24 protein-coding genes are annotated in these 18,578 nt (G+C 61.3%); 19 read left to right on the top strand and 5 right to left on the bottom strand.

All coding sequences use genetic code 11. The features are described from left to right. Positions 1-44: 44 nt before the first annotated feature. The 7 genes from gshB (at position 45) to PMI25_RS06935 (ending at position 6,135) form a co-directional block, all read left to right on the top strand. Positions 45-1,016 carry a glutathione synthase gene (gshB, locus tag PMI25_RS06965; protein ID WP_007964105.1) on the top strand — a complete coding sequence of 324 codons (972 nt, stop codon included), beginning with the start codon at positions 45-47 and terminating at the stop codon, positions 1,014-1,016. 107 nt (positions 1,017-1,123) lie between these two features. Continuing rightward, entirely contained in the window at positions 1,124-2,023 is a 900-nt protein-coding gene (locus PMI25_RS06960) for an energy transducer TonB (protein ID WP_007964106.1), read from the top strand. A gap of 213 nt (positions 2,024-2,236) precedes the next feature. Continuing rightward, positions 2,237-2,809 carry a YqgE/AlgH family protein gene (locus tag PMI25_RS06955; RefSeq protein WP_007964108.1) on the top strand — a complete coding sequence of 191 codons (573 nt, stop codon included), beginning with the start codon at positions 2,237-2,239 and terminating at the stop codon, positions 2,807-2,809. Beyond that, entirely contained in the window at positions 2,809-3,246 is a 438-nt protein-coding gene (gene ruvX / locus PMI25_RS06950; protein ID WP_003229101.1) for a Holliday junction resolvase RuvX, read from the top strand. The genes PMI25_RS06955 and ruvX overlap by 1 nt, the downstream gene beginning before the upstream one ends. An 81-nt stretch (positions 3,247-3,327) precedes the next feature. Then, complete coding sequence (gene pyrR, locus PMI25_RS06945) at positions 3,328-3,834, top strand: bifunctional pyr operon transcriptional regulator/uracil phosphoribosyltransferase PyrR (RefSeq protein ID WP_007964111.1); 507 nt, start codon at positions 3,328-3,330, stop codon at positions 3,832-3,834. A 28-nt stretch (positions 3,835-3,862) separates the two neighbouring features. After that, entirely contained in the window at positions 3,863-4,867 is a 1,005-nt protein-coding gene (locus PMI25_RS06940) for an aspartate carbamoyltransferase catalytic subunit (protein ID WP_003229107.1), read from the top strand. Beyond that, a complete protein-coding gene (locus tag PMI25_RS06935) occupies positions 4,864-6,135 on the top strand; it encodes a dihydroorotase (RefSeq protein WP_007964112.1) in 1,272 nt (423 codons plus the stop codon). The genes PMI25_RS06940 and PMI25_RS06935 overlap by 4 nt, the downstream gene beginning before the upstream one ends. Before the next feature lie 107 nt (positions 6,136-6,242). Here the strand turns inward: PMI25_RS06935 and PMI25_RS06930 are convergent, their stop codons facing one another. Beyond that, positions 6,243-6,674, bottom strand: a complete 432-nt coding sequence (locus PMI25_RS06930) for an NINE protein (protein ID WP_007964113.1) — start codon at positions 6,672-6,674, stop codon at positions 6,243-6,245. A gap of 248 nt (positions 6,675-6,922) precedes the next feature. Here PMI25_RS06930 and PMI25_RS06925 point away from each other — a divergent pair, with 248 nt between their 5' ends. After that, positions 6,923-7,549, top strand: coding sequence for a C40 family peptidase (locus PMI25_RS06925; RefSeq protein ID WP_007964114.1), 627 nt, complete (start codon positions 6,923-6,925; stop codon positions 7,547-7,549). A 121-nt stretch (positions 7,550-7,670) separates the two neighbouring features. Here PMI25_RS06925 and PMI25_RS06920 read toward each other — a convergent pair whose 3' ends face one another. Continuing rightward, positions 7,671-8,705, bottom strand: coding sequence for a type IV pilus twitching motility protein PilT (locus PMI25_RS06920; protein ID WP_003229114.1), 1,035 nt, complete (start codon positions 8,703-8,705; stop codon positions 7,671-7,673). 56 nt (positions 8,706-8,761) lie between these two features. Between PMI25_RS06920 and PMI25_RS06915 the strand changes: the two genes are divergently transcribed. From PMI25_RS06915 to PMI25_RS06865, 11 genes are all read left to right on the top strand, one after another. Beyond that, complete coding sequence (locus PMI25_RS06915; protein WP_007964115.1) at positions 8,762-9,448, top strand: YggS family pyridoxal phosphate-dependent enzyme; 687 nt, start codon at positions 8,762-8,764, stop codon at positions 9,446-9,448. 28 nt (positions 9,449-9,476) lie between these two features. After that, complete coding sequence (proC, locus tag PMI25_RS06910) at positions 9,477-10,295, top strand: pyrroline-5-carboxylate reductase (protein ID WP_007964116.1); 819 nt, start codon at positions 9,477-9,479, stop codon at positions 10,293-10,295. A gap of 10 nt (positions 10,296-10,305) precedes the next feature. Further along, positions 10,306-10,896: a YggT family protein gene (locus PMI25_RS06905; protein WP_007964117.1), complete on the top strand. Its 591-nt coding sequence runs from the start codon at positions 10,306-10,308 to the stop codon at positions 10,894-10,896. Then, positions 10,893-11,186: a DUF167 domain-containing protein gene (locus PMI25_RS06900; RefSeq protein WP_003229122.1), complete on the top strand. Its 294-nt coding sequence runs from the start codon at positions 10,893-10,895 to the stop codon at positions 11,184-11,186. The genes PMI25_RS06905 and PMI25_RS06900 overlap by 4 nt, the downstream gene beginning before the upstream one ends. 230 nt (positions 11,187-11,416) lie before the next feature. Continuing rightward, positions 11,417-12,556 (top strand): homoserine O-succinyltransferase MetX, encoded by a 1,140-nt coding sequence (metX, locus tag PMI25_RS06895; RefSeq protein WP_007964119.1) that lies wholly within the window; start codon positions 11,417-11,419, stop codon positions 12,554-12,556. A gap of 7 nt (positions 12,557-12,563) precedes the next feature. Then, the gene (metW, locus tag PMI25_RS06890; protein WP_003229126.1) at positions 12,564-13,184 is read left to right on the top strand and encodes a methionine biosynthesis protein MetW; all 621 of its coding nucleotides are present in this window, start codon (positions 12,564-12,566) and stop codon (positions 13,182-13,184) included. 26 nt (positions 13,185-13,210) lie between these two features. Further along, the gene (locus tag PMI25_RS06885; RefSeq protein WP_007964121.1) at positions 13,211-13,645 is read left to right on the top strand and encodes a DUF4426 domain-containing protein; all 435 of its coding nucleotides are present in this window, start codon (positions 13,211-13,213) and stop codon (positions 13,643-13,645) included. Continuing rightward, the gene (gene rdgB, locus PMI25_RS06880) at positions 13,642-14,238 is read left to right on the top strand and encodes an RdgB/HAM1 family non-canonical purine NTP pyrophosphatase (RefSeq protein ID WP_007964124.1); all 597 of its coding nucleotides are present in this window, start codon (positions 13,642-13,644) and stop codon (positions 14,236-14,238) included. Before PMI25_RS06885 ends, rdgB begins: the two co-directional genes overlap by 4 nt. Further along, positions 14,235-15,440: a radical SAM family heme chaperone HemW gene (hemW, locus tag PMI25_RS06875; RefSeq protein ID WP_007964125.1), complete on the top strand. Its 1,206-nt coding sequence runs from the start codon at positions 14,235-14,237 to the stop codon at positions 15,438-15,440. The genes rdgB and hemW overlap by 4 nt, the downstream gene beginning before the upstream one ends. A gap of 29 nt (positions 15,441-15,469) precedes the next feature. Further along, positions 15,470-15,793: a DUF3392 domain-containing protein gene (locus PMI25_RS06870; RefSeq protein WP_003229134.1), complete on the top strand. Its 324-nt coding sequence runs from the start codon at positions 15,470-15,472 to the stop codon at positions 15,791-15,793. A 130-nt stretch (positions 15,794-15,923) separates the two neighbouring features. Continuing rightward, positions 15,924-16,472 carry an RNA 2'-phosphotransferase gene (locus tag PMI25_RS06865; protein ID WP_007964128.1) on the top strand — a complete coding sequence of 183 codons (549 nt, stop codon included), beginning with the start codon at positions 15,924-15,926 and terminating at the stop codon, positions 16,470-16,472. 129 nt (positions 16,473-16,601) lie between these two features. Here PMI25_RS06865 and trmB read toward each other — a convergent pair whose 3' ends face one another. The 3 genes from trmB to thiS all read right to left on the bottom strand — a co-directional run bounded on the left by trmB (position 16,602) and on the right by thiS (position 18,521). Continuing rightward, entirely contained in the window at positions 16,602-17,327 is a 726-nt protein-coding gene (gene trmB / locus PMI25_RS06860; RefSeq protein ID WP_007964130.1) for a tRNA (guanosine(46)-N7)-methyltransferase TrmB, read from the bottom strand. Between the two features lie 9 nt (positions 17,328-17,336). Continuing rightward, the gene (locus tag PMI25_RS06855) at positions 17,337-18,131 is read right to left on the bottom strand and encodes a thiazole synthase (RefSeq protein ID WP_007964131.1); all 795 of its coding nucleotides are present in this window, start codon (positions 18,129-18,131) and stop codon (positions 17,337-17,339) included. Positions 18,132-18,320: 189 nt separating this feature from the next. After that, positions 18,321-18,521, bottom strand: a complete 201-nt coding sequence (gene thiS, locus PMI25_RS06850; protein ID WP_007964132.1) for a sulfur carrier protein ThiS — start codon at positions 18,519-18,521, stop codon at positions 18,321-18,323. Positions 18,522-18,578 lie beyond the last annotated feature (57 nt).

Genomic DNA, 18,578 nt, shown 5'->3' with positions numbered 1-18,578 from the left:
CTTTTTCAATACCGATCCGGTAGCCAATTTTCGAGGAAAACCCAATGAGCGTTCGCGTCGGGATTGTCATGGACCCTATCGCCAGCATTTCCTATAAAAAGGATAGCTCGCTGGCCATGCTGCTGGCCGCGCAGAAACGTGGCTGGGAACTGTTCTATATGGAGCAGCGCGACCTGTATCAGGCCGAAGGTCAGGCCCGGGCACGCATGAAGCCGCTGAAAGTCTTCGCCAACCCGGAAAAATGGTTCGAACTGGACGCCGAGCAGGACAACCTGCTGAGCGACCTCGACGTGATCCTGATGCGCAAGGATCCGCCGTTCGACATGGAGTTCGTCTACTCCACCTACTTGCTGGAACAGGCCGAAACCGCTGGCGTGCTGGTGGTCAACAAGCCGCAGAGCCTGCGCGACTGCAACGAAAAACTGTTCGCCACGCTGTTTCCGCAGTGCACACCGCCAACCGTGGTCAGCCGTCGCGCCGACGTCCTGCGCGAGTTCGCCGCCAAACACGGCGACGTGATTCTCAAGCCGCTGGACGGCATGGGCGGTACTTCGATTTTCCGTCACCGCGCCGGCGATCCGAACCTGTCGGTGATTCTGGAAACCCTGACCGCCCTCGGCAATCAGCAGATCATGGGCCAGGCCTACCTGCCGGCGATCAAGGACGGCGACAAGCGCATCCTGATGATCGACGGCGAGCCGGTGGATTACTGCCTGGCACGGATTCCGGCCCAGGGCGAAACCCGTGGCAACCTCGCCGCCGGTGGTCGTGGTGAAGCGCGCCCGCTGACCGACAAGGATCGCTGGATCGCCGCTCAGGTTGGCCCGACCCTGCGTGAGAAAGGCCTGCTGTTCGTCGGTCTGGACGTGATCGGTGAGCACCTGACTGAAATCAACGTCACCAGCCCGACCTGCATCCGCGAAATCGACAATGCCTTCGGCACCGACATCGGCGGCATGTTGATGGATGCGATCGACAAGAAACTGCAAGCCGCCGGCAAAAAGCCGCAAGCTTGACGTGTGTCACATGCAGCTTGTCGCTTGAAGCGTGAAGCCCAAGGCGTGAAACCAACATTGCGTTATCATGCGCAGCCTCTGAAAAACGCGATGTTGGTTTTCTTGTCATGACCCTCCCGTCCGATCTGCCCGCAGAACTCGCCCATCGTGGCGTGCGCCCGGCCGATCGCCTCGGATTTACCCTGTTTCTGGCGGCGCTGATTCATTTGGCGCTGCTGCTCGGCGTTGGCTTTACCATGGTCGAGCCCAAGCAGATCAGCAAAACCCTGGAAATCACCCTCGCCACCTTCAAGAGCGAAACCAAGCCGAAAAAGGCTGATTTCCTCGCTCAGGAAAACCAGGAAGGCAGCGGCACCCTCGACAAGAAGGCGATCCCCAAGACCACCGAGGTCGCGCCGTTCCAGGACAATCAGGTCAAGAAGGTCACCCCGCCACCGGCCGCCAAGCCGGAAGTGCGCGAGGCCGCGCCCAAGGCTGCGGTGACCACCGTGGCGCCGAAACAGCAAAAGGCGCCGACCAAGAAAGAAGAAACCAAAACCGAGACCAAACCTGCGGTCAACGCGCCGACGTTCGACAGCTCGCAGCTGTCCAGCGACATCGCCAGCCTCGAAGCGGAACTGGCCAACGAACAACAGTTGTACGCCAAGCGCCCGCGGATTCACCGCTTGAGCGCGGCCTCGACCATGCGCGACAAAGGTGCCTGGTACAAGGATGACTGGCGCAAGAAGGTCGAGCGCATCGGCAACCTCAATTACCCGGAAGAAGCACGGCGCAAGCAGATTTACGGCAACCTGCGCCTGATGGTCTCGATCAACCGCGATGGCTCGCTGTATGAAGTGCTGGTGCTGGAATCATCCGGCCAGCCGCTGCTGGATCAGGCGGCGCAGCGCATCGTCCGGCTGGCGGCACCGTTTGCGCCGTTTACCGGCGATCTGTCGGATATCGACCGACTGGAAATCATCCGCACCTGGAAATTCGCCCGGGGCGACAAGCTCTCCAGTAACTGACCAGCGCCAAGCGAGCTTTTGTGGCGAGGGAGCTTGCTCCCGCTGGGCTGCGAAGTGGCCCCCTGCTTTTTCCAGATACACCGCGTTGTCAGGTTTTACGACTGCTGCGCAGCCGAGCGGGAGCAAGCTCCCTCGCCACAGAGGTCCGGTGAAGACCATTTGCAACGCATCCTCAGCTTGTCAGTTCGCCCCTTGAACGCCACACTATCGCTCATGAAAAACGTCAGCCCCAGCTACCTCAAGCATCACTTCCTGATCGCCATGCCGCACATGGCCGACCCGAACTTTGCCCACACCTTGACCTACATCGTCGAGCACACGGCCAATGGCGCCATGGGGCTGGTGGTCAATCGACCGCAAGAGCTGAATCTGGCTGACATTCTCGAGCAATTGCGCCCGGACATCGATCCGCCAGCGCTGTGCCAGCATGTGCCGATCTTCATTGGCGGCCCGGTGCAGACCGATCGCGGTTTCGTCCTGCACCCGTCGGGCAAGACCTTTCAGGCCACCGTCGAACTGGACGGTGATCTGGCACTGTCCACCTCGCAGGACGTGCTGTTCGCCATCGCCGATGGCGTAGGTCCGGCGAAAAGCGTGATCGCCCTTGGTTATGCCGGTTGGGAAGCCGGGCAACTGGAGGCTGAGCTGGCCGACAACGCCTGGCTGACCTGCCCGTACGACGCCGACATCCTGTTCAATACCAGCAGCGAGCTGCGTCTGGAAGCGGCGGCACGGCATCTGGGGATCAACCTCAGCCTGCTGACCAGTCAGGCGGGGCACGCCTGATGGCCCTGCGCCTGATTCTCGGCTTCGACTACGGCACCAAACAGATCGGCGTTGCGGTCGGCCAGGTGATTACCGGCCAGGCCCGCGAGCTGTGCACCCTGAAAGCGCAGAACGGCGTACCCGACTGGAATCAGGTCGAAGCGCTGTTCAAGGAATGGAAACCCGACGCCGTGGTGGTCGGCCTGCCGCTGAACATGGACGGCACGCCCAGTGAAATGTGCCTGCGCGCGGAGAAATTCGCCCGACGCCTCAATGGCCGCTTTAATGTGCCCTTCTATACCCACGACGAACGCCTGACCACTTTTGAAGCCAAGGGTGAACGACTGGTGCGCGGCGGGCAGAAAGGCAGTTACCGCGACAACCCGGTGGACGCCATCGCCGCCGCCCTGCTGTTGCAGGGCTGGCTCGATGAAAACACTGCATTGTTTGAATCCTGACAAGCGCTTCGGCGCTTTTCTTTTGGTTATAAACCCAGCCACGTCCGGCAGGACGCGGCTCGGAATCACGAAGGAGCAACCATGAGCCTGCCCAATCCCGCCGATCTGATCAGCCAGATGGCGACCCGCCTCAAGGCGCACCTTGCACAGCGTGATATCAGCGAACCGCGTTACATCGGCATCCGCACCGGCGGCATCTGGGTCGCGCAGGCCCTGCTCAAGGAACTGGGCAGCGACGCGCCGCTGGGCACGCTGGATGTTTCCTTCTACCGCGACGACTTCAGCCAGAACGGCCTGCACCCGCAAGTGCGCCCGTCGGCCCTGCCCTTCGAGATCGAAGGCCAGCATTTGGTGCTGATCGATGACGTATTGATGAGCGGCCGGACCATCCGCGCTGCCATGAACGAACTGTTCGACTACGGCCGCCCGGCCAGCGTGACTCTGGTCTGCCTGCTCGACCTGGACGCCGGCGAGCTGCCGATCCGCCCGAACGTGGTCGGCGCGACCCTGTCGCTGGCCGCCAATGAGCGCGTGAAGCTGTCCGGCCCGGAGCCGCTGACGCTCGAACTGCAAGACCTGAATTCCTAATCCGCCCTTATTGAGAGTCCCCCTCGCGATGACGCCTCTAGATACCAAGCGCCCGCTGCAGCTCAATGATCAGGGCCAGCTGCGCCACTTCCTCTCGCTCGACGGCCTGCGCCGCGAGTTGCTGACGGAAATCCTCGACACCGCCGACTCGTTCCTCGAAGTCGGCGCCCGGGCGGTGAAGAAGGTCCCGTTGCTGCGCGGCAAGACCGTGTGCAACGTGTTCTTCGAAAACTCCACCCGCACCCGCACCACCTTCGAACTGGCGGCCCAGCGGCTGTCGGCGGACGTGATCACCCTGAACGTGTCGACCTCGTCGGCCAGCAAAGGTGAAACCCTGCTCGACACCCTGCGCAACCTCGAAGCGATGGCCGCCGACATGTTCGTCGTGCGCCACGGTGATTCCGGCGCCGCACACTTCATCGCCGAGCATGTCTGCCCGCAGGTGGCGATCATCAACGGCGGCGACGGCCGGCACGCGCACCCGACCCAGGGCATGCTCGACATGCTCACCATCCGTCGGCACAAGGGCGGTTTCGAAAACCTCTCGGTGGCGATCGTCGGCGACATCCTGCACTCGCGGGTGGCGCGTTCGAACATGCTCGCCCTGAAGACCCTCGGTTGCCCGGACATCCGCGTGATCGCACCGAAGACCCTGCTGCCGATCGGCATCGAGCAGTACGGCGTCAAGGTCTACACCGACATGAACGAAGGCCTGAAGGACGTCGACGTGGTGATCATGCTGCGCCTGCAGCGTGAGCGCATGACCGGCGGCCTGCTGCCGAGCGAAGGCGAGTTCTATCGCCTGTTCGGCCTGACGACTGCGCGTCTGGCCGGGGCCAAACCCGATTGCATCGTCATGCACCCGGGGCCGATCAACCGTGGCGTGGAGATCGAATCGGCAGTGGCCGACGGCCCGCACTCGGTGATCCTCAATCAAGTCACCTACGGCATCGCCATCCGCATGGCCGTGCTGTCGATGGCCATGAGCGGGCAAACAGCGCAACGTCAATTCGAGCAGGAGAACGCCCAGTGAAGCTCAGCATTCTCGGCGCCCGCGTCATCGATCCAAGCAGCGGCCTGGATCAAATCACCGACATTCACGTTGAAGCCTGCAAGATCGTCGCCCTCGGCGCCGCACCGGCCGGTTTCACCGCTGTGGAAACCATCGACGCCAACGGTCTGGTTGCAGCACCGGGCCTGGTCGACCTGAACGTGGCCCTGCGCGAGCCGGGCTACAGCCGCAAAGGCAGCATCGCCAGCGAAACCCGCGCGGCTGCGGCCGGCGGCGTGACCAGCCTGTGCTGTCCACCGAAGACCAAACCGGTGCTCGACACTTCGGCCGTGGCCGAACTGATCCTCGACCGCGCCCGCGAGGCCGGCAACACCAAGGTGTTTCCGATTGGCGCGCTGAGCAAAGGGCTGGATGGCGAACAGCTGGCCGAGCTGGTGGCGCTGCGCGACGCCGGGTGTGTGGCGTTCGGCAATGGCCTGGAGAGTTTCCGCAACACCCGCACCCTGTGCCGGGCATTGGAATACGCGGCGACCTTCGACCTGACGGTGATCTTCAATTCGCAGGATCACGATCTGGCCGATGGCGGTCTGGCCCATGAGGGCGCGGTCGCCAGTTTCCTCGGTCTGCCGGGCATCCCGGAAACTGCGGAAACCGTAGCCCTGGCCCGCGATCTGCTGCTGGTCGAGCAGACCGGCGTGCGCGCGCACTTCAGCCAACTGACCAGCGCGCGCGGCGTGGCTCTGATCGCCCAGGCCCAGGCCCGTGGCTTGAAGGTCACGGCGGATGTCGCGCTGTATCAGTTGATCCTCACCGACGAAGCGCTGATCGACTTCAGCAGCCTGTATCACGTGCAACCGCCGCTGCGCACCCGCGCCGACCGCGACGGCCTGCGTGAAGCGGTGAAGTCCGGGGTGATTTCGGCGATCTCCAGCCATCACCAGCCGCATGAACGCGACGCCAAACTGGCGCCGTTCGGCGCGACCGAGCCGGGCATCAGCAGTGTGGAGTTGCTGTTGCCGCTGGCGATGACGCTGGTTGAAGACGGCTTGCTGGATCTGCCGACCCTGCTGGCGCGCCTGAGCGCTGGGCCTGCGGACGCGTTGCGTCTGCCGGCGGGCAAACTGGCGGTGGGCGGCGCGGCGGATATCGTGCTGCTCGATCCGAAGGCATCCACCGTGGCCGGTGAAGGCTGGCTGTCGAAGGGCGAGAACTGTCCGTTCCTTGGGCACAGTTTGCCGGGTGTGGTGCGCTATACGCTGGTGGACGGGCGGATCAGCCACCAGGCGTAACTCTGTGGCGAGGGAGCTTGCTCCCGCCGGGCTGCGCAGCAGACCTTCTTTTGTATCAAGAGAGGGGCCGCTTCGCGACCCAGCGGGAGCAAGCTCCCTCGCCACAATTACTGGAAGGCGCCGCGATTCTGCGCGTTGCGTACCGAGACCTGATCATTCAGGGTCCAGAAGTCATACAGCACACCAATAAAGAACAATCCGCCGGTCAGCAGATACAGCAACCCGCTGATCCACTTGCCCTGGTACATCCGGTGCACGCCGAACACGCCGAGGAACGTCAGCAGTATCCACGCCACGTTGTATTCGATCGGCCCTGCGGTGAAGCGCAGATCCGCCTCGCGATCCATTGCCGGGATCAGGAACACGTCGATCAGCCAGCCAATGCCCAGCAGACCGAAGGTGAAGAACCAGATCGTCCCGGTCACCGGCTTGCCGTAATAGAAGCGGTGAGCGCCGGTGAAACCAAAAATCCACAGCAGATAACCGATGATTTTGCTGTGCGTATCCTGCGGTGCAGCAACCTGCTGATAGCGGTTCATGAAGACCTCGATTCACACGATAGATAAATTTTCTTTAATTCTTTGTGACTTTTTTACATGTAGCCGACGTACGGCAAATGTTACCGTGTCGTCCGTCAAAGCCTTATAGCACCGGACTTCTGTCCGACAATTGCGTCCGTTTGCCGCTTGTTTGGTTCCGTTGCCCTCCGATGGAATCGACCAACGGCCTCGGAAGGGACAAAAAAGCTGTTATAAAGTTGCGCGCTAACACATAAGAGCCACGCCTAATGCGACCATTTTTCAAGACATGGCTAACTATTTGCCTATTAATGCCACTGGCCGCCCACGCCACCAATCGTGAGCAACGTCTTCCCAACGTCAACGGTTTCACCCCTAAATCCCATGCTTCGGCTCCTTCGAGCAAGAGCAGCAAACAAACGAAACACACCACGCTCGCCAGCAAGAATAACGGCAAGCTGGTGCCACCGATGGCCAACAAGGAAAGCAGCAACGTCCTGAGCCGTGCGGTGAACGTCCTCGGTACTCCCTACCGTTGGGGCGGCAGCAGCCCAAGTAAAGGCTTCGACTGCAGCGGTCTGGTGAAATATGCGTTCAACGACGCGACCTTCGACCTGCCGCGCACTTCCAATGCCATGGCCAGCGGTCATGGCGAGAAAGTCGAGCGCAAGGATCTGAAGCCGGGCGACCTGATTTTCTTCAACATCAAGAGCCGTCGGGTCAACCACGTTGCGATCTACCTGGGCAACGACCGCTTCATCCACGCCCCGCGCCGTGGCAAAGCGGTGAGCATCGATACGCTGAACAAGCCGTACTGGGAACAGCATTACGTGGTTGCCAAGCGTGTGCTGCCGAAAGAACCGGCTGGCAAGCAGATGCGCGTAGTTCAACGCTGAAACACGATCAACTGTGGCGAGGGAGCTTGCTCCCGCTGGGCTGCGCAGCAGCCCCAAAATCTTGTGAGCGCTACGCGCTCAAGCGGGAGCAAGCTCCCTCGCCACAGGTGCATTCCAGCCTTTAGAAATTATCCGGCGTACGCGCCTTCTCTCGCGCATGCTCGCGGCTGATCAAGCCCTTGGTCACCAGTTCCTTCAGGCACATGTCGAGTGTCTGCATCCCCAACGACCCGCCGGTCTGAATCGCCGAATACATTTGCGCCACCTTGTCCTCGCGGATCAGGTTCCGGATCGCCGACGTTCCCAGCATGATCTCGTGGGCTGCCACCCGCCCGCCGCCGATCTTCTTGATCAGGGTCTGCGAGACCACCGCCAGCAACGATTCGGACAACATCGAACGCACCATGGACTTCTCATCACCGGGGAACACATCGACAACACGGTCGATGGTTTTCGCCGCCGATGTGGTGTGCAGCGTGCCGAACACCAGATGCCCGGTCTCGGCAGCGGTCAGCGCCAGACGGATGGTTTCCAGATCACGCATCTCGCCCACCAGAATCACGTCCGGGTCTTCGCGCAGCGCCGAACGCAGCGCGGTGGCGAAGCTGCGGGTATCGCGATGGACTTCGCGCTGATTGATCAGGCATTTGCGCGATTCGTGGACAAACTCGATCGGGTCTTCGATGGTGAGAATGTGGTGATGGCGATGGGTATTGAGGTAATCGATCATCGCCGCCAGCGTGGTCGATTTGCCGGACCCGGTCGGCCCGGTCACCAGCACCAGCCCGCGCGGCGCATCGGTGATCTTGCGAAACACGTCGCCCATGCCGAGGTCTTCCATGCTCAGCACTTTCGAGGGAATGGTGCGGAACACCGCGCCGGCGCCCCGGTTCTGGTTGAACGCGTTGACCCGAAAGCGCGCGACACCGGGGACTTCGAACGAGAAATCGGTTTCCAGGTGTTTCTCGAAGTCGACGCGCTGGGTGTCGTTCATGATGTCGTAGATCAATTCGTGCACTTGCTTGTGATCCAGCGCCGGCAGATTGATCCGCCGCACATCGCCATCAACGCGGATCATCGGCGGCAGACCGGCCGACAGGTGCAGGTCGGAAGCGCCCTGTTTGGCGCTGAACGCCAGCAGTTCAGTGATATCCATAGCGTCCCTCAATTCCAGTAGAATGCCGCGAACCTTCAGACCGCCGGCGCCTCTTGATGTCCACGATAGCAGACAACATCCTTCAGGTTAGTTCGCGCATCCAGGCCGCGACCAAAGCGGCCGGTCGTGACGAAAACAGCGTTCAATTGCTCGCCGTCAGCAAGACGAAACCGGCGCAGGCCTTGCGTGAAGCCTACGCCGCCGGCCTGCGTGACTTTGGCGAGAACTATCTGCAGGAAGCCCTGGGCAAACAGCTCGAACTGGCCGACCTGCCCTTGATCTGGCACTTCATTGGCCCCATTCAATCGAACAAGACTCGCGCCATCGCCGAGCATTTCGACTGGGTGCACTCTGTGGATCGCCTGAAAATCGCCCAACGCCTGTCCGAACAGCGCCCGGCCGAGCTGCCGCCGCTGAACATCTGCATTCAGGTCAACGTCAGTGGTGAGGCCAGCAAGTCCGGCTGCACCCCGGCCGACCTGCCGGCGCTGGCCGAGGCCATCAGCGCCCTGCCGCGCCTGAAACTGCGCGGGCTGATGGCGATTCCCGAGCCGACCGAAGATCGCGCCGAACAAGATGCCGCTTTTGCTGCCGTGCAACGTTTGCAGGCCAGCCTGAATCTGCCGCTCGACACACTTTCCATGGGCATGAGCCACGACCTCGAGTCGGCCATCGCCCAGGGCGCCACCTGGGTGCGGATCGGTACCGCCCTGTTTGGCGCCAGAGATTACGGTCAGCAATGACCGACAGCCATCTGAAAAAGGACCTGACATGAGCAACACACGCATTGCCTTTATCGGTGCCGGCAACATGGCCGCCAGCCTGATCGGCGGCCTGCGGGCCAAGGGTCTGCAAGCCAGCCAGATTCGCGCCAGCGATCCGGGCGAAGAGACCCGCCAGCGCGTCAGTGCCGAACACGGCATCGAAACCTTCGCCGACAACGCCCAGGCCATCGACGGCGTCGACGTGATCGTACTGGCGGTCAAGCCACAGGCGATGAAAGCCGTGTGCGAAGCCATCCGCCCCAGCCTGAAACCGCAGCAACTGGTGGTGTCGATCGCCGCCGGCATCACTTGCGCGAGCATGACCGCGTGGCTCGGCGAGCAGCCAATCGTGCGCTGCATGCCGAACACCCCGGCGCTGCTGCGTCAGGGCGTCAGCGGCCTGTACGCCACCAGCGAAGTGACCGCCGAACAGCGTCAGCAGGCCGAAGAGCTGCTGTCCGCCGTCGGCATCGCGCTGTGGCTGAACGAAGAGCAGCAACTCGATGCCGTGACCGCGGTCTCCGGTTCCGGCCCGGCGTATTTCTTCCTGCTGATCGAAGCGATGACCGCCGCTGGCGTCAAACTTGGCCTGCCAAAGGAAGTCGCTGAGCAACTGACCGTGCAGACGGCCTTGGGCGCCGCGCACATGGCGGTATCCAGCGATGTCGACGCCGCCGAACTGCGCCGCCGCGTGACCTCGCCAAATGGCACCACAGAGGCCGCGATCAAATCATTCCAGGCCAATGGTTTCGAAGCCCTGGTAGAAAAAGCACTCGGCGCCGCCGCGCACCGCTCGGCCGAAATGGCCGAACAACTGGGCAAATAAGGAGCCTTACATGATTGGATTGAACACCGCAGCGGTTTACGTGCTGCAAACCCTCGGCAGCCTGTACCTGCTGATCGTGCTGTTGCGCTTCGTCCTGCAACTGGTGCGCGCCAACTTCTACAACCCGCTGTGCCAGTTCGTGGTCAAGGCTACCCAGCCACTGCTCAAGCCACTGCGCCGGATCATCCCGAGCATCTTCGGCCTGGACATGTCGTCGCTGGTGCTGGCGATCCTCGTGCAACTGGCGCTGATGGCCCTGACCCTGCTGCTGACCTATGGCACCACCGGCAACCCGCTGCAGCTGTTCATCTGGTCGATCATCGGCGTGACCGCGCTGTTCCTGAAGATCTTCTTCTTCGCCCTGATCATCAGCGTGATCCTCTCGTGGGTCGCTCCCGGCAGCCACAATCCGGGCGCTGAACTGGTCAACCAGATCTGTGAGCCGGCGCTGGCACCGTTCCGCAGGATTCTGCCGAACCTCGGCGGTCTGGATCTGTCGCCAATCTTCGCCTTTCTGGCGCTGAAGCTGATCGACATGCTGGTGATCAACAATCTGGCGGCGATGACGATGATGCCGGAAATCCTGCGCTTGCTGATGTGAGCTGGTTTCGCTGGGACGGGGACGACTTGATCCTCGAATGTCATCTGCAACCGGCAGCCCGTAGCGATGATTTCGCCGGGCTGCACGGTGACCGCCTGAAAATCCGCCTCACCGCGCCGCCGGTCGAGGGCAAGGCCAATGCTTATTTGATGGGCTTTCTGGCCAAGGCGTTTGGCGTGTCCAAGAGTCAGGTCAGCTTGCTCAGTGGCGAGTTGAACCGGCAGAAACGGGTGAAGATCTGTGCGCCGAAGAAGCTGCCGGAATTGCCCGGACTGGTGCGTCCAGCCTGATCCACTGTGGTGAGGGGATTTATCCCCGATGGGTCGCGAAGCGGCCCCCTTGTTGTTGCCCACCCCATTCCTTGGGCACGGCCAAAGATTACAGGTCTGCTACGCAGCCATCGGGGATAAATCCCCTCCCCACAAGGACTTCGCTCAATCAACGATCAGGCCTTATCGTTGCTTGCCGCTAACCCCCCCGGTCTTTAGACTTACGCCTCATTTCAACGAGAGCAGGGTCGATGCCAGCTGCCTTTCCCCCCGATTCTGTTGGTCTGGTGACGCCGCAAACGGCGCACTTCAGTGAACCTCTGGCCCTGGCCTGTGGCCGTTCGCTGCCCGCCTACGACCTGATCTACGAAACCTACGGCACGCTGAACGCACAGGCGAGCAACGCCGTGCTGATCTGCCACGCCTTGTCCGGACATCACCATGCCGCCGGCTATCACAGCGCCGACGACCGCAAACCCGGTTGGTGGGACAGCTGCATCGGCCCCGGCAAACCGATCGACACCAACAAGTTCTTCGTGGTCAGCCTGAACAATCTGGGCGGCTGTAACGGCTCCACAGGCCCGAGCAGCCTCAACCCGGAAACCGGCAAGCCGTTCGGCGCCGATTTCCCGGTGCTCACCGTGGAAGACTGGGTGCACAGCCAGGCGCGTCTGGCCGATCTGCTCGGCATCCGCCAGTTTGCCGCCGTGATCGGCGGCAGCCTCGGTGGCATGCAGGCCTTGCAGTGGACCATTACCTACCCGGATCGCGTGCGTCACTGCCTGGCGATCGCCTCGGCCCCCAAGCTCTCGGCGCAGAACATCGCCTTCAACGAAGTCGCGCGTCAGGCGATCCTCACCGACCCGGAATTCCACGGCGGCTCGTTCCAGGAAGCGGGCGTGATCCCCAAGCGCGGGCTGATGCTGGCGCGGATGGTCGGGCACATCACCTACCTATCCGACGACTCGATGGGCGAGAAATTCGGTCGTGGCCTGAAGAGCGAAAAGCTCAACTACGACTTCCACAGCGTCGAGTTCCAGGTCGAGAGCTACCTGCGCTATCAGGGTGAAGAATTCTCCGGGCGTTTCGATGCCAATACCTATCTGTTGATGACCAAGGCACTGGACTACTTCGATCCGGCGGCGAACTTCGACGATAACCTGGCGAAAACTTTCGAAAACGCCACCGCCAAGTTCTGCGTGATGTCGTTCACCACCGATTGGCGCTTCTCCCCGGCCCGCTCGCGAGAGCTGGTGGACGCACTGATGGCCGCACGCAAAGACGTCAGCTATCTGGAAATCGATGCACCCCAGGGCCACGACGCTTTCCTGATTCCGATCCCGCGCTATTTGCAGGCGTTCGGCAATTACATGAACCGAATTACGGTGTGAACAAGCCATGAGAGCTGATCTGGAAATCATCCAGGAATGGATCCCCGCCGGCAGCCGCGTACTCGACCTCGGTTGCGGCGACGGCGAACTGCTGACCTGGCTGCGCGACAACAAGAACGTCACGGGTTATGGCCTGGAAAACGACGCCGACAACATCGCCGAGTGCGTGGCCAAGGGCATCAACGTCATCGAGCAGGACCTGGACAAGGGGCTGGGCAACTTCGCCAGCAACAGTTTCGACATCGTCGTCATGACCCAGGCCCTGCAAGCCGTGCATTACCCGGACAAGATCCTCGACGAAATGCTGCGGGTCGGTCGTCAGTGCATCATCACCTTCCCCAACTTCGGTCACTGGCGCTGCCGCTGGTACCTGGCGAGCAAGGGCCGCATGCCGGTGTCGGAGTTTCTGCCGTACACCTGGTACAACACGCCGAACATCCACTTCTGCACCTTCGAAGACTTTGAAGAACTTTGTCGCGAACGTGATGCGAAGGTCATTGATCGGCTTGCCGTGGATCAACAGCACCGTCACGGGTGGGCCAGTAAGCTATGGCCTAATCTGTTAGGTGAGATTGGTATCTACCGCGTCAGCAGCCCGGTGCTTGCAGATCATCGGGTCGCGGTCTGAACCACGACATTTCGAGGAGAACGATCATGGGTCGCTTGATTACTGTGCTATTGGCTGCCTGCCTGAGTCTGTCGGCGGTGGCCGCCGATGCCATCAAGGGCGAACGCAAGGAAGTGTTCGGCGACGTTACCGTGCACTACAACACCTTCAACTCGACCTTCCTGACACCCGAGATCGCCAAAGCAGCCGAGCTGATCCGCAGCAAGAACCAGGGCGTGATCAACGTCTCGGTGATCAAGGACGGCAAACCGCTGATCGCCAACGTCACCGGCACGGTCAAAGACCTGACCAGCCAAAGCGTGCCTCTTAACTTCCGCCAGGTCACCGAACAGGGCGCGATCTACTACATCGCCCAATACCCGGTGGAGCAGCAGGAAACCCGCACCTTTGAAATCAAGGTGCAGAACGGTGACAAGGTCAACACCATCAACTTCAACCAAGAACTCTTTCCCGGCGAATGATGAACCTCACGCAACTCGTACTGGCCAGCCATAACGCCGGCAAACTCAAGGAACTCCAGGCCATGCTCGGCGACTCGGTGCAACTGCGCTCGATCGGCGAATGGAGCAAGGTCGAACCGGAAGAAACCGGTCTGTCGTTCGTCGAGAACGCGATCCTCAAGGCGCGCAATGCCGCGCGCATCTCCGGCCTGCCGGCGCTGGCCGACGATTCCGGTCTGGCAGTGGACTTCCTCGGCGGTGCACCGGGCATCTACTCGGCGCGCTATGCCGATGGCAAGGGCGATGCGGCGAACAACGCCAAACTGCTCGACGCCCTCAAAGACGTGCCTGAAGCCGAGCGCGGCGCTCAGTTCGTCTGCGTGCTGGCACTGGTGCGGCATGCCGATGATCCGCTGCCGATCCTCTGCGAAGGCCTGTGGCACGGACGCATCCTGACCGCCGCCAGTGGCGAGCACGGTTTCGGCTACGACCCGCTGTTCTGGGTGCCGGAGCGTGACGTGTCCAGCGCCGAACTGACGCCTGCCGACAAGAACCAGATCAGCCACCGCGCCCGTGCAATGGATCTGCTGCGCCAGCGTCTGGGCCTGAAATGACCGACAGCCACCCCGCGTCGTCGCTGATCATCGGCGGCGCCGCCTCTTCGCCTCGGGCGCCGCTGCCTACGCTGCCGCCTCTGGCGCTGTACATCCACATCCCGTGGTGTGTGCGCAAATGCCCGTATTGCGATTTCAACTCGCACACCGCCAGCCCGGTGCTACCGGAAGAGGAATACGTCGACGCGTTGCTGGCCGATCTCGATCAGGACCTGCACGCGGTGTATGGCCGTGAAATCAGTTCGATCTTCTTCGGTGGCGGTACGCCGAGCCTGTTCAGCGCGCAAGCCCTCGGGCGCTTGCTCAAAGGCGTCGAGCAGCGCATCCCGTTCGCCCACGACATCGAGATCACCCTGGAAGCCAACCCCGGCACCTTCGAGCAAGAGAAGTTCGTCGCGTATCGCAAGCTGGGGATCAATCGCCTGTCGATCGGCATCCAGAGCTTCCAGCAGCAGAAACTCGAAGCCCTCGGGCGTATCCATAACGGCGACGAAGCGGTGCGCGCGGCGGGAATGGCGCGTCAGGCCGGGTTCGACAACTTCAACCTCGACCTGATGCACGGCCTGCCCGATCAGTCGCTGGACGATGCCTTGAGCGATCTGCGCCAGGCTATCGAACTGAAACCGACGCACATCTCCTGGTATCAGCTGACGCTGGAGCCGAACACGGTGTTCTGGAACCAGCCGCCGGTGCTGCCGGAGGACGACACGTTGTGGGACATTCAGGAAGCCGGGCAAGCGCTGCTGGCCGCGCACGGTTACGCGCAATACGAAGTCTCGGCTTACGCCCAGCCTGGGCGCCCGGCGCGGCATAATCTCAATTACTGGAGTTTCGGCGACTTCATCGGCATCGGTGCTGGCGCCCACGGCAAGCTCAGTCATCCGGACGGGCGCATTGTGCGCACCTGGAAGACGCGCTTGCCGAAGGACTATCTCAACCCGGCGAAGAGCTTCCAGGCTGGCGAGAAAGCCCTGAGCAATGACGAGATGCCGTTCGAGTTCCTGATGAACGCTTTACGTCTGACGGCAGGAGTGGAATCGCGCCTGTATCCGGAACGCACCGGCCTGCCGCTGGAAAGTCTCGCCGAGCACCGCCGCGAGGCCGAACAAAGCGGCCTGATGCAGGTCGAACCGTCACGTCTGGCGGCCACCGAGCGCGGACAACTGTTCCTCAACGACCTGCTGCAGAAATTTCTGAGCTGAGCCCTAACGGCCGCCCCAAGGAAAAACCCATGGATTTGATACTCGACCTGCTCGCCACCGTGTCCCGCTGGAGCCGCAGCAACCTCTCGGAAATCGCCCTGGCCCTGGTGGGCTGCCTGCTGGTGCTGTTCGGCGCCGACTTCAAAGGCTGGGTCGAGCAACGCCTGGGCAGCATCGCCGGCGCCCTGCGCGTACCGTTGATGGCCCTGCTGTGCGTGATCGGCAGCGGCGCCGCGCTGATCTATGCGACGCCGTGGGTGGTCAAGGGCCTGAGCCAGTTCAACAACTACAGCCTGGCGCCAGTGTTGTTGGTGGTGCTGGTGTTGATTGGCGTGGTCGCCGACCGCCGCTGATCTTTCAGTACACCCAAAACAACTGTAGGAGCTGCGGCACGCTGCGATCTTTTGATCTTCAAATCAAGATACAAAGATCGCAGCGTGCCGCAGCTCCTACATTCGATTGCGCTAAGAGACAGGGAAGTTCATGAGCAAAAAAATTTTGGACGAGACAAGCAAATTTCTCAGCTTCGTATTGCGCCACGAACCTCAGGCGATCGGTCTGACGCTGGACTCTGAAGGCTGGGCAAATATCGAAGAACTGATCAACGGTGCTGCGCGTGACGGTCGCAAACTGGATCGCGAACTGATTGAAGCGGTCGTGACAAGTAGCGACAAGAAGCGCTTCTCGATTTCCGAGGACGGCCAACTGATTCGTGCGGTTCAGGGCCACTCAACGAAAAGCGTGGATTTGCAGTTCGAGCAGAAACAGCCACCGCAAACGCTGTATCACGGCACAGCGACGCGCTTTCTTGAGTCAATCAAAGAACAAGGCCTGATCCCGGGATCACGCCATCACGTGCACCTTTCCCAAGACATCGACACCGCTTCGGCCGTCGGGCAGCGCTATGGCACCGTGGTGATTCTGAAAGTCGCCGCACGGCAGATGGAAGAACAGGGTTTGAAGTTCTATCAGGCCGAAAACGGCGTTTGGCTGACAGAGCATGTACCGGTGCGCTTCATCTCTACCCTGTAATTTCTCGAACACCCAAAACAACTGTGGGAGCGAGCTTGCTCGCGAAGGCGTAGTGTCAGTCAACTCAGCGTTGAATGATCCATCGCATTCGCGAGCAAGCTCGCTCCCACAGTTTTTATTGCGTGTTGCTTAAGCGATTTTCTCGAACTTCAGATCCCACACGCCATGCCCCAGACGTTCGCCGCGGCGTTCGAACTTGGTAATCGGCCGTTCGGCCGGGCGCGGTACGCATTTGCCGTCTTCGGCGAGGTTGCGGTAGCCCGGGGCGACGTTCATCACTTCCAGCATGTACTCGGCATACGGTTCCCAGTCGGTGGCCATGTGCAGGATGCCGCCAACCTTCAGCTTGCTGCGCACCAGTTCGGCGAAGGACGCCTGAACGATGCGACGCTTGTGGTGACGGCTCTTGTGCCACGGGTCCGGGAAGAACAGCATCAGGCGATCGAGGCTGTTGTCGGCGATGCAGCGGTTGAGCACTTCGATCGCGTCGCAATCGTAGACCCGCAGGTTGGTCAGGCCCTGAGTCAGCACGCCATTGAGCAGCGCGCCAACACCCGGACGGTGCACTTCAACACCGATGAAGTCCTGATCCGGTGCTGCCGCGGCCATTTCCAGCAGCGAGTGGCCCATGCCGAAACCGATCTCCAGCGAGCGCGGTGCCGAACGGCCGAACACCTGATCGTAATCCACCGGCGCGTCGGCCAGCGGCAGCACGTACAGCGGCGCACCCTGATCCAGACCGCGTTGCTGGCCTTCGGTCATGCGCCCGGCGCGCATCACGAAACTCTTGATGCGGCGGTGTTGGCGCTCGTCGCCCTCTTCCGGCTGGATAGGCGTGTCGTTCGATTCAGTCATCAATGGCTCTTACTTGATCAGACCATCCAGCGGCGAAGAGGCGCTGGCATAGAGTTTTTTCGGCATGCGACCGGCGAGATAGGCCAGACGGCCCGCGACGATCGCGTGTTGCATGGCTTGGGCCATCATTACCGGTTGCTGGGCGTGGGCGATGGCCGAGTTCATCAGCACAGCGTCACAGCCCAGTTCCATGGCGATGGTGGCGTCGGAAGCGGTACCGACACCGGCATCCACCAGCACCGGAATTTTCGCTTCTTCGAGGATGATCTGCAGGTTGTACGGGTTGCAGATCCCCAGTCCGGAACCGATCAGACCGGCCAGCGGCATGACCGCGATGCAGCCGATTTCCGCCAGTTGGCGAGCGATGATCGGGTCATCACTGGTGTAAACCATCACGTCGAAGCCTTCCTTGACCAGCGTTTCAGCGGCCTTGAGGGTTTCGATCACGTTGGGGAACAGGGTTTTCTGGTCGGCCAGCACTTCCAGCTTCACCAGGTTATGACCATCGAGCAGCTCACGCGCCAGGCGGCAAGTGCGCACGGCCTCGATAGCGTCGTAGCAACCGGCGGTGTTCGGCAGGAAGGTGTAGCGATCCGGCGACAGCACTTCGAGCAGGTTCGGCTCGCCTTCAATCTGGCCCAGGTTGGTGCGGCGCACGGCGAAGGTGACGATCTCGGCACCCGAGGCTTCGATGGCCTGGCGGGTTTCTTCCATGTCACGGTACTTGCCGGTACCGACCAGCAAACGCGACTGGTAAGTACGACCGGCCAGGACGAAAGGCTTGTCGCTACGAACGATGCTCATGGGGAATCCTCTTTAGGGGTGAGGGTCTTGCAGAATCCTTATTGGCCAAACGCTGTGAAAACGTCGCGAGCGAAGGAAAGACAAGGCAAAAACAGGCGAGGAAGCGGAGTTTACTGGTTGTAAATGAGCATTCCGAGCCTGTTTTTAACGCAGTATTTCCGAGCGCAGCAGTTTTCACAGTGTTTGGGGCTAGCCGCCGCCGATGGCGTGCACCACTTCGACGTTATCGCCGTCGTTGAGGATGGTTTCGGCATGCTGGCTGCGCGGGACGATATCCAGATTGAGTTCGACTGCTACCCGGCGACCGGTCAGGTCCATACGGGCAATCAGGGCCGCAACGGTTTCACCGTCGGGCAGTTCAAGGGATTCGCCGTTCAACTGAATGCGCATGCGCCTGGCCGCCATCATTTTTAGGGGGTGGCATTCTAGCCCGATCATGACCTAAAG

The organism is Pseudomonas sp. GM30 (assembly GCF_000282275.2).
Classification (GTDB): Bacteria; Pseudomonadota; Gammaproteobacteria; order Pseudomonadales; family Pseudomonadaceae; genus Aquipseudomonas.
This window is presented reverse-complemented; position numbering and strand designations above follow the sequence as displayed.

Coding starts and splice junctions, on each gene's coding strand:
- gshB (WP_007964105.1), top strand. CDS start 45: ATGAGCGTTCGCGTCGGGATTGTCATGGACCCTATCGCCAGCATTTCC.
- PMI25_RS06960 (WP_007964106.1), top strand. CDS start 1,124: ATGACCCTCCCGTCCGATCTGCCCGCAGAACTCGCCCATCGTGGCGTG.
- PMI25_RS06955 (WP_007964108.1), top strand. CDS start 2,237: ATGAAAAACGTCAGCCCCAGCTACCTCAAGCATCACTTCCTGATCGCC.
- ruvX (WP_003229101.1), top strand. CDS start 2,809: ATGGCCCTGCGCCTGATTCTCGGCTTCGACTACGGCACCAAACAGATC.
- pyrR (WP_007964111.1), top strand. CDS start 3,328: ATGAGCCTGCCCAATCCCGCCGATCTGATCAGCCAGATGGCGACCCGC.
- PMI25_RS06940 (WP_003229107.1), top strand. CDS start 3,863: ATGACGCCTCTAGATACCAAGCGCCCGCTGCAGCTCAATGATCAGGGC.
- PMI25_RS06930 (WP_007964113.1), bottom strand. CDS start 6,674: ATGAACCGCTATCAGCAGGTTGCTGCACCGCAGGATACGCACAGCAAA.
- PMI25_RS06925 (WP_007964114.1), top strand. CDS start 6,923: ATGCGACCATTTTTCAAGACATGGCTAACTATTTGCCTATTAATGCCA.
- PMI25_RS06920 (WP_003229114.1), bottom strand. CDS start 8,705: ATGGATATCACTGAACTGCTGGCGTTCAGCGCCAAACAGGGCGCTTCC.
- PMI25_RS06915 (WP_007964115.1), top strand. CDS start 8,762: ATGTCCACGATAGCAGACAACATCCTTCAGGTTAGTTCGCGCATCCAG.
- proC (WP_007964116.1), top strand. CDS start 9,477: ATGAGCAACACACGCATTGCCTTTATCGGTGCCGGCAACATGGCCGCC.
- PMI25_RS06905 (WP_007964117.1), top strand. CDS start 10,306: ATGATTGGATTGAACACCGCAGCGGTTTACGTGCTGCAAACCCTCGGC.
- metX (WP_007964119.1), top strand. CDS start 11,417: ATGCCAGCTGCCTTTCCCCCCGATTCTGTTGGTCTGGTGACGCCGCAA.
- metW (WP_003229126.1), top strand. CDS start 12,564: ATGAGAGCTGATCTGGAAATCATCCAGGAATGGATCCCCGCCGGCAGC.
- PMI25_RS06885 (WP_007964121.1), top strand. CDS start 13,211: ATGGGTCGCTTGATTACTGTGCTATTGGCTGCCTGCCTGAGTCTGTCG.
- rdgB (WP_007964124.1), top strand. CDS start 13,642: ATGATGAACCTCACGCAACTCGTACTGGCCAGCCATAACGCCGGCAAA.
- hemW (WP_007964125.1), top strand. CDS start 14,235: ATGACCGACAGCCACCCCGCGTCGTCGCTGATCATCGGCGGCGCCGCC.
- PMI25_RS06870 (WP_003229134.1), top strand. CDS start 15,470: ATGGATTTGATACTCGACCTGCTCGCCACCGTGTCCCGCTGGAGCCGC.
- PMI25_RS06865 (WP_007964128.1), top strand. CDS start 15,924: ATGAGCAAAAAAATTTTGGACGAGACAAGCAAATTTCTCAGCTTCGTA.
- trmB (WP_007964130.1), bottom strand. CDS start 17,327: ATGACTGAATCGAACGACACGCCTATCCAGCCGGAAGAGGGCGACGAG.
- PMI25_RS06855 (WP_007964131.1), bottom strand. CDS start 18,131: ATGAGCATCGTTCGTAGCGACAAGCCTTTCGTCCTGGCCGGTCGTACT.
- thiS (WP_007964132.1), bottom strand. CDS start 18,521: ATGCGCATTCAGTTGAACGGCGAATCCCTTGAACTGCCCGACGGTGAA.